Annotated in this window: 15 protein-coding genes; 12 read left to right on the top strand and 3 right to left on the bottom strand. The window is 35.5% G+C overall.

The genetic code is table 11. The features are described from left to right. The first annotated feature begins 223 nt into the window (after positions 1–223). Together CD003_RS15860 and CD003_RS15855 are read left to right on the top strand one after the other, a co-directional pair. Complete coding sequence (locus CD003_RS15860) at positions 224–643, top strand: universal stress protein (protein ID WP_096202035.1); 420 nt, start codon at positions 224–226, stop codon at positions 641–643. A gap of 156 nt (positions 644–799) precedes the next feature. Then, entirely contained in the window at positions 800–1,828 is a 1,029-nt protein-coding gene (locus tag CD003_RS15855) for a potassium channel family protein (RefSeq protein WP_096202034.1), read from the top strand. Between the two features lie 41 nt (positions 1,829–1,869). Here CD003_RS15855 and CD003_RS15850 read toward each other — a convergent pair whose 3' ends face one another. Next, positions 1,870–2,466 carry a DedA family protein gene (locus tag CD003_RS15850; protein ID WP_096202032.1) on the bottom strand — a complete coding sequence of 199 codons (597 nt, stop codon included), beginning with the start codon at positions 2,464–2,466 and terminating at the stop codon, positions 1,870–1,872. 931 nt (positions 2,467–3,397) lie between these two features. Between CD003_RS15850 and CD003_RS15845 the strand changes: the two genes are divergently transcribed. The 4 genes from CD003_RS15845 to CD003_RS15830 all read left to right on the top strand — a co-directional run bounded on the left by CD003_RS15845 (position 3,398) and on the right by CD003_RS15830 (position 6,159). Then, positions 3,398–3,817, top strand: a complete 420-nt coding sequence (locus tag CD003_RS15845) for a universal stress protein (RefSeq protein WP_096202031.1) — start codon at positions 3,398–3,400, stop codon at positions 3,815–3,817. Between the two features lie 195 nt (positions 3,818–4,012). After that, positions 4,013–4,156, top strand: a complete 144-nt coding sequence (locus CD003_RS15840) for a BH0509 family protein (protein ID WP_096202030.1) — start codon at positions 4,013–4,015, stop codon at positions 4,154–4,156. Between the two features lie 233 nt (positions 4,157–4,389). Then, positions 4,390–5,640 carry a hemolysin family protein gene (locus tag CD003_RS15835; RefSeq protein ID WP_096202028.1) on the top strand — a complete coding sequence of 417 codons (1,251 nt, stop codon included), beginning with the start codon at positions 4,390–4,392 and terminating at the stop codon, positions 5,638–5,640. A 312-nt stretch (positions 5,641–5,952) separates the two neighbouring features. Beyond that, on the top strand, positions 5,953–6,159 hold the full coding sequence (locus tag CD003_RS15830) for a helix-turn-helix domain-containing protein (RefSeq protein ID WP_096202027.1): 207 nt from the start codon (positions 5,953–5,955) through the stop codon (positions 6,157–6,159). A gap of 25 nt (positions 6,160–6,184) precedes the next feature. On the opposite strand, the gene CD003_RS15825 is transcribed toward CD003_RS15830, so the two are convergent. Next, entirely contained in the window at positions 6,185–6,628 is a 444-nt protein-coding gene (locus CD003_RS15825; RefSeq protein ID WP_096202025.1) for a 3D domain-containing protein, read from the bottom strand. A gap of 351 nt (positions 6,629–6,979) precedes the next feature. Here CD003_RS15825 and sigX point away from each other — a divergent pair, with 351 nt between their 5' ends. Both sigX and CD003_RS15815 read left to right on the top strand, forming a co-directional pair. Then, positions 6,980–7,519: an RNA polymerase sigma factor SigX gene (gene sigX, locus CD003_RS15820; protein ID WP_096202024.1), complete on the top strand. Its 540-nt coding sequence runs from the start codon at positions 6,980–6,982 to the stop codon at positions 7,517–7,519. Beyond that, positions 7,516–8,679 carry a GerMN domain-containing protein gene (locus CD003_RS15815; protein WP_096202022.1) on the top strand — a complete coding sequence of 388 codons (1,164 nt, stop codon included), beginning with the start codon at positions 7,516–7,518 and terminating at the stop codon, positions 8,677–8,679. Before sigX ends, CD003_RS15815 begins: the two co-directional genes overlap by 4 nt. Before the next feature lie 115 nt (positions 8,680–8,794). Here the strand turns inward: CD003_RS15815 and CD003_RS15810 are convergent, their stop codons facing one another. Further along, entirely contained in the window at positions 8,795–9,391 is a 597-nt protein-coding gene (locus tag CD003_RS15810) for a YitT family protein (protein ID WP_096202021.1), read from the bottom strand. Positions 9,392–9,662: 271 nt separating this feature from the next. Here CD003_RS15810 and CD003_RS15805 point away from each other — a divergent pair, with 271 nt between their 5' ends. The 4 genes from CD003_RS15805 (at position 9,663) to CD003_RS15790 (ending at position 13,849) form a co-directional block, all read left to right on the top strand. Continuing rightward, on the top strand, positions 9,663–9,923 hold the full coding sequence (locus CD003_RS15805) for a metal-sensitive transcriptional regulator (RefSeq protein ID WP_096202369.1): 261 nt from the start codon (positions 9,663–9,665) through the stop codon (positions 9,921–9,923). A gap of 158 nt (positions 9,924–10,081) precedes the next feature. Further along, entirely contained in the window at positions 10,082–11,605 is a 1,524-nt protein-coding gene (locus tag CD003_RS15800) for a spore germination protein (RefSeq protein WP_142302879.1), read from the top strand. Next, the gene (locus CD003_RS15795) at positions 11,602–12,702 is read left to right on the top strand and encodes a GerAB/ArcD/ProY family transporter (protein ID WP_096202019.1); all 1,101 of its coding nucleotides are present in this window, start codon (positions 11,602–11,604) and stop codon (positions 12,700–12,702) included. The genes CD003_RS15800 and CD003_RS15795 overlap by 4 nt, the downstream gene beginning before the upstream one ends. Next, complete coding sequence (locus tag CD003_RS15790) at positions 12,692–13,849, top strand: Ger(x)C family spore germination protein (protein ID WP_096202017.1); 1,158 nt, start codon at positions 12,692–12,694, stop codon at positions 13,847–13,849. Before CD003_RS15795 ends, CD003_RS15790 begins: the two co-directional genes overlap by 11 nt. The last annotated feature ends 80 nt before the right edge of the window (positions 13,850–13,929 follow it).

The following is a 13,929-nucleotide window of genomic DNA, read 5'->3' as shown; positions in this document are numbered from 1 at the left end:
GTTTTAGCTTTTTGAACAACCTTGGAGCAATGAGTTAAGCCGCTGTTTTATTAAAGTCTTTCTCCTAGAAAGACATACAGCGTGCGAAGCCATTGTCAATACTTTTTGAACATGTTCTATTAGTCAAATGAATGACACGTTGTACACTCTTTCAACGTGTCATTTTCTTTTAGTAGGTTTATAATCAGGGTAGTAAAAGTATTTCTTATTGGGGGGAAAGTCTATGTTTAATAAAGTCGTTATTGCAGCTGATGGTTCAAAGCACTCAGAAAGAGCAGCAGAAAAAGCAATTTTTTTAGTGAAGGGAAATGACCAAGCAGTTATTGAAGTTATTTATGTTGTTGATGGCTCTACTTCAAAATCAGATGTATTACACAATACAGATTCATATCAAATTGCTGAACAACGGAAAGAGAAGATTAAAGGGGTCCTTGAATTACTTCATGATGCACAGGTAGAATATAAGGTTACCGTACTACATGGTGAACCAGGACCGGCTATCGTTGAGTATGCAAATACGAATGGTGTAGATTGTGTGGTAATTGGAAGTCGTGGCTTAAATAAACTTCAAGAAATGGTTCTTGGTAGTGTCAGTCATAAAGTAGCAAAACGCGTTCAATGTCCAGTAATGCTTGTTAAGTAATGATGAATTTTGAGTTATGAATTTTAAGGTAGTTAGTGGGGTGGACTCACTAACTACCTTTTTTGGTTTGTCAGTTTTATCAGGTTAGTAAGATTTAGTGTTATTGGACATAATAATCTGAAGAATTGTTAATAAAAAGGACCGGAGGAGAGAATCATGCTATTTATTTTTGACTTAATGAAAATAGTGGTGAAAGTCAAAAATATTACGTTGTTTCTAGGAACGTCGGTTTTAATTATTGGTAGCGCTTATTTGATTCATTTTTTAGAACCGGAAGAATTTGAAACACCGTTTATTGGTTTCTGGTGGGTAATGACGACGGTAACGACGACAGGTTTTGGTGATTTTGTTCCTGGAACAACTGCTGGTAGAATACTTGCATTATTTTTATACATAGCTGGTATTAGCTTGATAGGGGTTATTATCGGTAAGATGGTTCAATCAATTAGCTTGTATCAACGTATGAAGGAGGAGGGAAGGTTGAAGTTTAAAGGAAGACAACACTTTATTGTCATTGGTTGGTCACAAAAAGCGAGTAAAACAATAAATGAAATACTATTAGCAAAACCAGATTCAAAAATAGTTATTATTGATTTACTTCCGAAAGCTCCTCTCATTAGGGAAGAGGTACATTATATACAAGGTGATGCGACCGAGAGAGACATCTTATTAAAGGCGAATATTTGCGAGAGTGATTCAGTTCTTATTTTTGCTCCCGATTCCATTCACGATCCAATGAGCATTGATGGAAGATCATTACTAATTGCATCTACTATCGAGAGCTTGGCAGCAGAATTAAACGATGATATTTATACAATTGTTGAAATTATAAGAGAGAAGCATATTCCTAACTTTAAGCATGCAATGGTCGATGAATTTGTATTATCAAATGAAGCATTTTCTGATTTGATGGCGAAATCAGCCTTACATAAAGGCTCTACGAAATTGTTTATGCAGTTATTAAGCAGAGAGCATGGAGACAATGTGTGGGAAGTGAATCGTAAGCCTGAATGGAGCACATACAATGATGCGTATGAAGGTTTTAAAGAATTAGGGGCTAATCTTATTTCAGATAGGAAGGATTTCGGTATCGTCCGTAAGCTTGATGAAACAATACCTGAAGAAGCACGTCTATATGTCATTTGCGATGAAGACACTTATAGGAAAATAAAAATGAATATGTAAAAGAAAGGGCACTAATTAGTCAGGCTTTCAGTAGCCTTTCATTAGTGCCTTTTTTTCTTACTCGAGAGTAGGTAGCGGATTATGAGGCCAAATACAATAAGGAGAAGAATACCTCCTAGATAATAACTATATCTTTGAATATAATCTTCGATGATAAAGTGGTTCCCTAATTCCTGTCCAATTCTAATAAATAAATAGACCCAAACAAGAGCACCTGTATAGGAAAATAAAGCAAATTTCCATAGTGGATATTTAGCAATCCCTGAAAGGTATCCAGTAATATGACGAAGCCCTGGAATAAAGAATCCAATAAAAAGTAGAAAAGGTCCGTATGTATGAAATAGGGCTTGTGAGTTCCATATCCGTTTATGCGAGATATTAATCTTTGGACCATACTTTTCTAAGAATGGAAGTCCTAGTTTTGAACCAAGAAAATAAGATAACGAGATTCCAAGTATTGCTCCGGCATATGCAGATGAGAACGATAGAAAGTATGTAAGTTTACCTTTATATAAGTAATAACCGATTAATGTAAGTAACACTTCATCGGGAATAGGGAATCCAATAATTCCACCCATCATCATAAATACAATGCCTATATAACCGTATGTTGTAATTAGGTACTCTAAATACTCCATTTTATCCCTCTAACCTTTAGCGTGTTAGTTAATTATATACTTTAGTTTATACAGATGTAAATTGCACTATAACATAAGTAGCGAGATATCTGAAATAAAGGATTATTTAGTGAGACAGTCCTAATTTAAAAAGTAATACAGAATATTCAACGTTTTGTAATAAATACAAGGAAAAAATACCACGATTTAGAGTAAAATAGTAGTAAATAAAGGACAAATGAGGATTGGAGGAAAGTAAGAGGGAGTATGCTAGGTTAATAAAAGAGAACAGAGATTTCAGTTTGGGTGAAGTCTGTTACTGTGAAGGCGAATTAATGAACATAACAGTTAGTAAACCAGAAAAGTATACTGTGAAAAATTTATGAAGCCCAAGGTATTTATAAGAAATGAATACTTATCGGACGAAGGGTATCGTTATGGGTGTGAAATTCAGGCTATGAATAAATCCGAATTTCGTTTATTAAGAGGTTTTATTTTAGCGATGCAGCTAGCTAATGAGGGTGGATATCTACATTAATAAAAGGGGTGTTAATTTGTTCGTGTTTAATAAGGTGAATAGACGAACGTAGAAGAGGGTTACTTCAAGTGTGTCATGTGAAGTAATCCTTTTTTATAATTCATTTTAAAATATACTGAAAATTAAGTCAATTTAATGGTAAAATAGTTTTAACACCATAAAGAAAACGAAAAATTTAAACCATTGATGACTAGGTGTGTGATATAGCACATATGTAGGGCTGCTGTGTACAGATATAATTCAGTCAGACTTAGCAGAGGAAAGAAAGCAGAGAGAGCTGAAAGAGGAGAGCAAACAGAAAGCAAATATCGAACATATGAAACCTTTGATGGTGATAAGTAGAAATTCACACTAGTAACCAAATACCCATATTAATATAGTAGTAAGACATGAGAATGACTAAGGGGGGATTGTATGTTTACGAATATATTAGTTGCAGCAGATGGTTCTGGACATTCAATACGAGCAGCAGAAAAGGCGTTAGAAATTGCAAAAAAGACAGATGATGCAAAGGTGACTGTTGTCTATGTTGTTGATGGTAAAACCTCAAAGTCAGACGTATTGCGGAACTGGGATGCACTTGGAATTGAAGGGAAACGTAAAGAAAAGTTAAGGAAAATAGAAGAAATAGCAATAAAAGAAAGTATAAATTATGAAATAAAAATCCTTCGAGGAGAGCCAGGTCCTTCTATTGTAAAATATGCAAACTCCAACGATTTTGACTTAGTTGTTATCGGTAGTCGTGGTCTTAATACACTCCAACAAATGGTACTTGGAAGTGTAAGTCATAAGCTTGCAAAAAGAGTGCAATGTCCTGTCTTGATAATTAAATAATAAGAAGAGCAGCAAATATCCCACGTTATTCTCAAATTGAAAATGGCGTGGGATTTTTTAAGTTTTCAAAAGAAAAAATAAAAATTAGAAAAAAGCCCATTGATCTCCATTACCTCCTGTTATATAATACAAATAATAAATTAAACACTGTAGTTACACAGTGATATTAAAATTAAAAGTAAAGGGGTTTTTAAAATGAGCAGACAAGAACGAGAAAACATGATTGATTTTATTGCAAAGGTAAAAGGTTTTGGGGAAAGAAAATTGATGCTTATGACGGATGCAGATATTGAGTATATCTATACAAGAGTGTACGACCAACACGAAACAGTAGAATAGTTAGTTGTTAAGGCATTGAAACTAAGCTCACACTAATCAAAACTAGCCCCTTTACAGCTATATAGACGACAAAGAAATGAAGAGAGAGAATCCTACTTGAGCTAGGGTTCTCTCTTTTGATCTAGCAGTCAATAAGGAAAATGTGGACTTTTTTCAGTGACATTTTAATCTTAGATTAGTTTTTGGGCACAATATGTAGTAATCAATTTTATCAACATTGGGAGCGGTTTATATTGCTGGATATACCACTTAACTTACTAATATTATTAGGCGTATTACTATTTCTATCTGCTTTTTTTTCCTCAGCAGAAACGGCCTACTCTAGTGCAAATAAAATAAGGTTAAAAAACTATGCAGATGAGGGTCGTACAGGTGGAAAGAAGGCTTATTATATAACAGATAACTTTGATTATGCTCTTTCTACGATTTTAATTGGGAACAACCTTGTAAATATAGCAGCTGCAACGATATCTGCGCAAATTGCAACGACGTTATTTGGAGGGAATACTGGTACAGGCCTACTTGTAAGTACGGTTGTCATGACAGTACTTATCCTTATTTTTGGAGAAGTATTGCCAAAGTCATTTGCAAAGGAAAATGCTGAACCTTTTGCATTAAAAATAGCAAGTATTTTAATTTTATTAATGAAGGTACTGCGACCGGTTACTTGGCTACTTGTGAAGCTAAAGCAATTCATGACGAATAAAATATCGAGGAAGGAATTTACACCATCTATTACTGAGCAAGAATTAAAAGAGATGGTTAGTATTAGTCAAGAAGAAGGTGTTATTGACTTCCATGAAAAAGAGCTGTTGCATAACACACTTGAATTTAATGATATCAAAGTAGTTGAAATCCTAACACCGCGAACAGAAGTTATTGCGATCGATATCGATATGCCGGTCGATGAAATAACTCCGATCCTTATGAAAGAACGGTATTCCAGAGTTCCTGTCTATAAAGGAACCGTTGATAATATTATAGGTGTATTATCTGAACGAGATTTTCTTTTTCATTTGATAAAACATAAAGATGTAGATATAGCTCAGTTGATGAGAAAGCCATTGTATGTAATTGAAACGCTTGGAATTGCAACACTTTTACCAATGCTACAAAAGAATAGAGTACATATGGCAGTTGTCATTGATGAGTTTGGAGGAACATCAGGTATTATCACTCTTGAAGATATTCTAGAAGAGTTAGTAGGGGAAATATGGGATGAACATGATGAAAAGATAAAAGAAATGTCCGAGCTTTCTCCAAATGTTTATGAGTTTAACGGGGATTATCCATTAGATGATTTTTCAGCTGTGATTGACATGGAGTTACCTAAGAGCTCTAGTCACACAGTAGGTGGCTGGTTAGTAGAAGAATTTCAAGAGGTTCCTTCAGTCAATGAAGTTTTTGAATATGAACACTTGAAAATTACGATAACAGGAGCAGAGGAAAGGCGTATTCTAAAGGTGAAAGTAGAAATTTTGTAAAGGCGGTATATTTTCTTACATACATTAATAGTGTAAGAAAACAGTAGTAAACCGCTTTACAAACGTAAGGATACATGTAACTTGGGTTGGACTACTATTTAATACAATTGAAATATAGAAACACTTGACAAATTGTCTATATTTTTTTAAAATTCAGTCATATTAACTTTTTTAGGCTATAGTTGAAACATAAAAGATGTTTTTAAAAAAATGACCTTTGTACAATAAGGTTGTTTTTTCATAATTAACAATATGTAAGCGTTTACAAAAGTGATATAGTTATATGAAACTAAGGAGCTGAGGAGTAGAGGGATGAGGGATGAGCGAACAAAGAGATCAAGGTATACAAGGGATTTTAAAGTAAAGATTGTGAAAGAGGCAATGGAATCAGGAAATAAGTCTTTAATAGCTAGAAGGTATGTACTTAGTGTCGGTTTAGTTCATCGATGGGTTGTCGAGTATCAAACAGGTAAGTTGAAAGGAAGTACAAAAAGGCAAGTAAATAATAATTTAGAATGACTGAAGGCTTGTTCAGTTCTCTTTATTATTCATTAATAATTTTTACTTCTAATTGTCTTCTTCCAAATTGAAGCGCGTCCTCCACATCTTCCATATAAATATCTAGTGTTTTCCCTTTAATTAGACCTCCTCGATCTTCACATATGAATGTCTCGTTAAAGTGAGGGATAAATACTTTTGTACCAAATTCAATCTCGGGAGGGCATGCAATTGTACGATTTTCTGCAACAGTTGTACCAGAGGCGGTAATACCATAAGCTGGGTGAGCTGGAGTTTTACCCGTACTTTCGGCTCCGGCTGTGTATGCTGTGACTTCGTAGGTTTCAAATTCCACTTCTTTAGTGGTTGTCTTTGACTCTATTTTCTCTCCTTGCTTCAGTAATGTAAGCTGAGTGAAGTCAATATAGTAGTGAAAGTATACACTAATAAAAAATAGAGTAGATAATATAGCAACAACAAGTAATTTCATCTTTTTCACCTCACGATTAGAGTCCTACTTTTATTATCCATTTATATTTTACCCAAAACAAGGCATTTACACCTAACTGTTGAAAAGTTTTCTCGTAGAACATGAGAAAAATTCTTCTAGCGTGGTATAATGAAAGATAGTTAAGCTAGGGAAGGTGAATATCTTGAAAAAGAAGCTGTCTAACAGAGCTTTGTTTATCTTAATTTTAGTATTTGGATTGATATATGGATTTTTATATTGGTATATAGGTCCGCACCTAATCTCGTAAAGCTCAAGGCCTAATGCTCAAAAAGTACATTCTTTTTGAGCTTTTTTTGAGTTATTCATTTTTTATCACAAGGGGGTGTTCTTTTGGAGGACGCGTTTGAACGATTGTTTGAAACATATCATCAATCGTTATTTCAATTTATTTTCTATATGGTACGGCATCGTGAAACTGCAGAAGAGCTCGTACAAGAAGTATATATAAAGGTACTGCAATCGTTTGAAAATTTTGAAGGGAAAAGTAGTGAAAAGACGTGGATATATTCAGTGGCAAGACACGTAACGATAGATTATATTCGAAAACAAAATCGAAAAAAGCGTAAATGGTTTGGGTTAGTTGGTTCGATTGACGAAATAGACATTAGGGATGATGCCCCACTTCCAGAAGAAATTGTAACGAAACGGGACGAAATACGACAAATATATAAAGGGCTTCAGAAATGTACGGTTGACCAACAACAAGTCATCGTTCTTAGGTATATTGAAGCTCTATCTATCTATGAAACAGCTGAAATCCTCGGATGGTCAGAGAGTAAAGTAAAGACAACTCAACATCGTGCGATAAAATCCTTGAAAGACATACTACAACAACCAAGATTGCCAGAAGTAAAGGAGGGACAGCTGTGAAACTAAATCAACATAACAGGGAAGAAGAAAAGGTAGAAGCATTATTAAAGCAAATGCCAACTTTAAAAGATGAACGATCTAAAGAAGTTATCTTACAAAATATTAAGAAAAGAATAGATGAAGGCGAACAGCGTAAAAGAAATAAGAGCTGGATGGTGCCAACCTTGGCAAGTGCAGCTGCTATCCTTCTCCTTATTATCATCCTTCCTTCCATGATTCAAAATAGCGAGGAAGCCTTACCGGCAGAAGATATAGCAGAAGTTATGGAGTATCGATCTCAAGATGTTGCAATAACAATGGCAGATGAAGATCATGAGAATACTACTGCCGTCATGAACGAAACTACTTATGTAGGGGCTGTCAGAGAAAGTGAGCTGTTAAAAGGAACTCAAGGGATACCCTTTGTATTAACAGACCGAGATGCTCGACTTGTAGTTCCAGTAACGGTAATTAGAGAGTCTTCACTAGATGAAGTTGCTGAAATTGAATTATTACTTACTGAATTCACAGGAGAAATTTATGGGTTAAATCCATCTCCTCTCATGGGTGCTACCTATAGTCAATCAGCAGACGAAGAATTGACCATTATTGTTGACATACGGAGTGATGCCGTTCCTACAGGTACAGCAGATATCGAGATGTTTACACAGGGAATTGAGGAAACATTTGCGCCTCTCGGGTATAGGAAGGCAGAATTTACAACGGACGGTCAACCAGGGGTTCAACTTGGAAATTATGGGGAGATTTCAGTGATAGAGCTCAATCGTAAGCCGCGGGGGTACTATGTCTATTACTCCGATAATGGAATGCCCTTTCTAGTACCTCGTGCGAGAGGTACAAGTGAAGTAGGTTCTATTGAAGAGACGTTGGAACTTATGAAGGATGGTGACTATTCACTAGGGTATGCACCGTCGATTCCTGCTTACATTGATATTGTAGAAGTTGCAGGTGAGGATGACGTAGTAACGATTAATTTAACTTCACATTATCCTTTAGACCAGATTGATGGACAGATAATGATAGATGCTATATTGCTTACAGCAAATTCATATGGGATTAGGACTGTAATGTTTGAAGGACTAGATTTGAACGTTATTGGTTCATATCATATGGATGAACCTATTGATACTTCGATTAAAGTAAATGGAGTAAATAATTAAATAGAGGGGACAAGGCAGCCATAGGTCATTTCCTATAGACTGCCTTGTTCTTTTATTCGTCAAATTATTCCTTAGGAAATAGAATAATGTTTTCCTGGGGAATGATTTGTCGAAATTATGTAAAGTTATGTCCAGATGCTGTTGAAAAGTTATCGAGGGTCATAAGCATTGTTGCAAATCCAGTGGCTGTTACAGCAATTGTAGAAAGTAGTATTTCTGTTGGAGTAACGACAAAAATGCCTGATGCAACGACTAGCAGATCAACGAGGAATACCATAATTCCTATATTTACACGAAAAGAATCAGCAAGCATCTGAGCAAAGAGGTCTAATCCCCCTGTACTAATGTCCACTCTGAACATAATCCCAACACCAATTCCTAATAGGAGTCCACCTATAATGGCAGAGGAGAGTGGACCAAATTGTAAGAAATCTAATTTAATAAAAGCAAATATGTCAATAAAAAGAGCTGAAACAACTAGGCCTGCTATGCTGTTATAAAAGAAATAGCGATATCGTTTCCAAGCGAAAAAGTAAATTGGAATACTCGTTATAATGATGGTCAACCCAACTCCGAACCCCCATTGGTAATGGAGGAGCAGGGCTAATCCAATAATTCCTCCGTCTAAGATATGATAGGGGAGGAAGAAGTTATTAATGCCAATACTAATAATGAAAGACCCGATGAATAGAGCGTGTATCGCTTTTAGCATTACAGTGTACCCTCATTTCATGATAGCTTGTTTTATCCTTATGCAACGCTTGGATTATTCATGACCAAGATTGTAAATGCAAAAAGGAGATTTTCCTTTCTATATTAACTATACCGGTATGAGTATAAAAAGAGTGCAGTTTGGAGACACTTTAATGAAACATTATTCAACTATCTTTATTTAGAAAAAGCAGTCTTTAAACCAATGCTAAACAAGTAGGTTTAGTGTATAATAAGATATAAAAGACTTGACTGGAGGCATTTCAATGAATATGCAGTATGATGATAAAGTGAAAAATAGATTAAAGCGTGTAGAAGGTCAGGTTCGTGGTGTATTGAAAATGATGGAAGAAGAAAAAGATTGTCAGGATATTGTTGGTCAAATGGCAGCTATTCGTAATGCATTAGACCGAGCAATAGGGGTTGTCGTTAGTACAAATCTAGAAACATGTATTCGTAAACAAATAGAGAGTGGCGAAAATACTGAGGAAACAATTAAAGAAGCTGTTAATCTACTTGTAAAGAGTCGTTAATAAATATACAAATATATTTTTTACATGAAAGCCGTCCAATTGGATGGCTTTTTTTATGTGCTTTACAAGAAAAAAATAGTTTATTTTAGAATAGTCCTGTTTATTACTTTACATACTAAAGTTACCAAATAGTACTTTAGAAGTAAGGCGTGAAGACAATGTTACGAAGGCTAATGAAGAAGAGGAAAGCCCAAACAAGTACTTTTACGAAGCACGATTATAATGATTTTCTTAGATACAAGATAGGGATTACTGAGCTTAATATACTGCCCAATTCTGTAGAAGAATTAAAGGTGATATTAGAACGCGTGTTTGATAACAGTGATGATTTTAGTGTTCGTTCAATGGAGTTACCATCAGGTCAAAAGGTATTTTTCTACTATGTTGCAGGTCTAATTGATGCAGACAGGATGGAAGAGGCTGTCATTCGACCAATTGTAAACCATGGAGAGAAAAATCCACATGAAAAGTTAACACATGTAGGCTCTTTGAACTATGAGGTCAACTATATAACCGTAGATTCCTGGCCTGACTTAATCCAACTTTGCCTACAAGGCCATGTTATTTGTCAAATATCTGATCAGAAACCGGTTGTTTTGTCATTAGAAAAATTAGAAAAGAGGTCATTATCTGAACCGACTACGGAGCAACAGGTTTATGGACCGAAAATAGGCTTTATTGAAGACAGTCGTACAAATGTAGGTCTTGTTCGTAGGATTATAGTGGATCCTAGATTAAAGGTGAAGCAGTTCCATGTCGGTTCATTAACACATACAGCGGTGGCTGTTATGTACTTAGAAGAGTATGTAGACAATGAGGTTCTTGAGGAAGTACTAAAGAAAATACCGCAGTATGAAAACGACTTTTTGATAAGCTCTTATGCACTTGAACGGTCGCTAATTGAACATCCAAACTCATTGTTTCCGCAGTTTCAAAAATCAGAGCGTCCCGACCAAGTTGCTTATGCTTTATCTCAAGGGAAAATTGTCATCGCGATTAACAATTCTACCTTTAGTTTGATTTTGCCGGCTACTATGTGGTCTTTCTATGAACGAAGTGATGATAACGATGAAGGTTCTCCATGGCATGTTTTCTTTATTAGAATGCTACGAATATCTAGTTTAATAATTGCAACAACGTTTCCAGCTTTATACGTGGCATTAGTGGCCTTTCATCCAGAGATGGTTCCAACCACTCTGGCATTAACAATGGCTGAGTCTCGAAACAATATTCCGTTCCCTGCTGCAATTGAGGCATTTATAATGATGTTTGCTCTTGATGTTCTTGTCGAAGCAAGTATTCGTCTGCCGAGTTTCATTGGGCCTACAATTGGTATAGTTGGTGGGTTAGTTATTGGACAATCAGCGGTAGAAGCAGGGATTATAAGTAGCACGATGGTTATTGTTATAGCCTTTACAGCAATAGCCGCTTTCACTTCTCCATCATGGGAACTTGCTTCATCATGGAGGGTTATCCGATATCTGTTTTTATTAGCTGCTAGCCTATTAGGTATGTATGGGCTAACATTAGCGATTTGCGTACTAGCAATGCATCTGTGTGCATTAACTTCCATGAATAAGCCGTTTCTATCGCCAATGGCCCCCTTTAACTTCAGGGAATTTATTAATATGATTGTTCGGATTAAGAAGAAGAATTCGGGGGTAGGTGAAGGCCGAAAATGAAAAGTTCGAACAAAGGGATTAGAGGGTTTACCATTTTTGCTTTTACTGTTTCTACAACTATGAGTATGGGTCTGGGCTTTCTCCCATTTGTATCTGGAGAAGAAGTTCGAAGCTCATGGCTGAAACTTCCTATTGCCGCGCTTCCATATTTTTTGCTGTTTATATTATTAAGTGCATTTATGAAAAAGTATAACAGCCACGACTTTTTTGGTATTTTAAAAAGTAGTGTATGGAGATGGGTATACTGGTTTATCTCGATATATCTTGTCATTAGCTTGTATTATGCTGGTGGGGTCCTTGTAAACGGGATGGGTCTAATAGTAGAAACATACTTATTACCCAATACTCCGATGTGGTTATACATTGGTACATTTATGGTTGTATCAGCGATTGGGGTTTATTACGGTATAGAGACGATCGGTCGTTTTGTAGTTTTAACGTTTGTTTTTGAGTTTTTAATTCTAACAGTCATTATTTTCCTAGGTTTTAGTGATTTTTTTAGGTGGATATATATTCCTCCAATTGTTTCTGTAGACTTAACTGTAATGTTAAAGGGAGCAGTATCAGATATGGCAAGGTACGGAGGGATTTTACCACTATTTGGCCTAGTAGCTTACGTTAAACAGCGTCAAGGACTTCTTACATCAATGAGCTTTGGTCTTACTTTTGTTGTCATTACCTATGTATCACTGAGCATAGTAACAATTGGAACTTTTGGTTTTGAAGAAACGATAAACTTAGTTTCACCTTTTATTGCTTTAATTCAATCATTTAAAAGTGAGTCAGCGATGTTTGAGCGTCTTGATTTATTCTTTTTAAGTTTCTGGTTATATGGCTTTTATAAAATCTACACGATTCATGTTTGGTTTTTAACCTATATATATCATAAGACGATTCCGAAGTTGAATCGTCATTTAGGAAACATAGGTACACATATCATCGTGTTCTTCTTGGTTATGATGTTGCCTACTTATGTAGATAGGAGTGTAAAAATTCACAATTTTAATACGATCGTTTTTTCTCTCGTCGTCCCAATTAGTTTGCTCATATTTTTATTGCTAAAAAAGAAGAGTGGTGATAAGAGTTATGAAGCATAAAGGAGTATTGCTTTTTCTTAGCATCCTAGTAGTATTTCTTTCAAGCTGTGTTCCTGATTCAAGAGAGCTTGACCAACGTTCGATGATTTTAGGGATGGCAATTGATATAGGAGAAGAGAATTTGTATAAAGTGACTATTCAATTGCCGGTATTAGGTCATGGAAGAGACGGTGGTACAGGTGTTGGTCCATCTGGCCGTGACTTTGAAACATTCTCTAGTGAGGCAGATAGTTTATGGGAAGCAATTACTGAACTAGAATCTCGGACACCAACAGTATTGTTTTTCGGACATTTAAAAGCTATTGCCGTTTCAGAAGCCATTGCCAACAATCATTTAAAAGAGGTTTTAGATTTATTAGATAGAAATTCAGCAATGGCTAATCAACTCTATGTAGTCATTATTGAAGGTGTAGAATCAGGAGAGTTTATTAAAACAGAGTCACCTTTAGTCCGACTACCAGCTCTTTATTTAGATCGTTTCTTTAGAGCTGGCCAACGAATAGGTCGTGCTGATGAGATAATGCTTTTGGAGTTTTTACGTAATAGTAATATGATTTCAGGAGCCGCCTCATTACCGTTAGCAAGGTTAGAAAGTGAAACGGTTACGATTGAGGGGGCGGCGATTTTTAAAGACTATGATTTAGTAGCTAAATTAAAAAAAGATAAGGCCTCTATTAATGTGTTGCTCCGGGAAGATGAAATTATAGGGAAGAATCATTCTATTGTAATAGAGGAACAAGGTGACAAGGTAACAGTTTCAGTAGGTAGGATAGATCTTATCAGCAAAGTTAGTTACGAAAAAACTAAACCAATAAAATATAAGATAGAAATAAGTGGATCAGGGGCAATTGAGGAAATAACAAATATCGAGCAAAGAGATTCAACCAATTTTATCAAAAAAGTTGAAAGAGAATTGAACGAAAAAATTGAAAGAGATTTACAAGATACGATTGAAGAGATGAAAGAAATTAACGTAGAACCATGGCTTCTAGGACATCGTGTCTGGGCAATGACTCCAGAATTCTTCGACACTCTTAACTGGAATGAAGAAGGTTGGAGAGAATCTATAATAGATATTGATGTTGATGTGGAAATTCAAAGTACGGGTCAGAGAGGATATCACCATAAGAAGAAAATTGGTAGATAAGTAAAATGTCAGAAAACTCAAATCCTTTCTATTAAAAATATTGAAGAAATGGGCCGCTTGTGATACAATTACTCATAATG

The sequence above is a fragment of the Bacillus sp. FJAT-45350 genome (genome assembly GCF_002335805.1).
GTDB lineage: Bacteria > Bacillota > Bacilli > Bacillales > NISU01 > FJAT-45350.
Note: the sequence above shows the minus strand (reverse complement) of the source record. Positions and strands in the feature narration are given on the sequence as shown.